The organism is Pseudomonas sp. FW300-N2F2 (assembly GCF_017351655.1).
Taxonomy (GTDB): Bacteria; Pseudomonadota; Gammaproteobacteria; order Pseudomonadales; family Pseudomonadaceae; genus Aquipseudomonas; species Aquipseudomonas fluorescens_AA.
This window is the reverse complement of record NZ_JACNDQ010000018.1, coordinates 1-391: the sequence shown is the minus strand read 5'-3', so window position 1 is coordinate 391 and position 391 is coordinate 1. Positions and strand designations below refer to the sequence as shown.

At 59.8% G+C, this 391-nt stretch carries 1 protein-coding gene; it reads right to left on the bottom strand.

From position 1 onward, the window contains the following. Positions 1-391: AMP-binding protein (locus tag J4E63_RS30700; RefSeq protein ID WP_207284222.1), on the bottom strand; the 391-nt coding region annotated here is incomplete at both ends.

Here is a 391-nt window from a genome sequence, read left to right as displayed (position 1 = left end):
GGCCACCCGAGGTCAACGGGGCGAAACACTCATAGACGGCCAGGTCGAAGTTCAGCGACGTCGAGAACAGGGTTTTCGACAACGTGGCGTCATCGAACGAACGATGGGCCCAGGTCAGGAAGTTCACCGTGTTGCGGTGTTCGATCATCACGCCTTTAGGCAGACCCGTCGAACCCGAGGTGTAGATGACATAGGCCAGGTGCGAGGAGGTCAACTCTGCCACCTCGGGATCCAGGACGGATTCGTCCTGCCACAAACCGCTGTCCAAATCGATCACTGGCATCGATGCGTCTGCCAGCAATTCGAGGGTCGCCTTCTGCGCCAATACCGCCGCTGGGGCGCTGTCGTCCAGCATGTAGGCAATCCGATCCAACGGATACGCCGGGTCCAG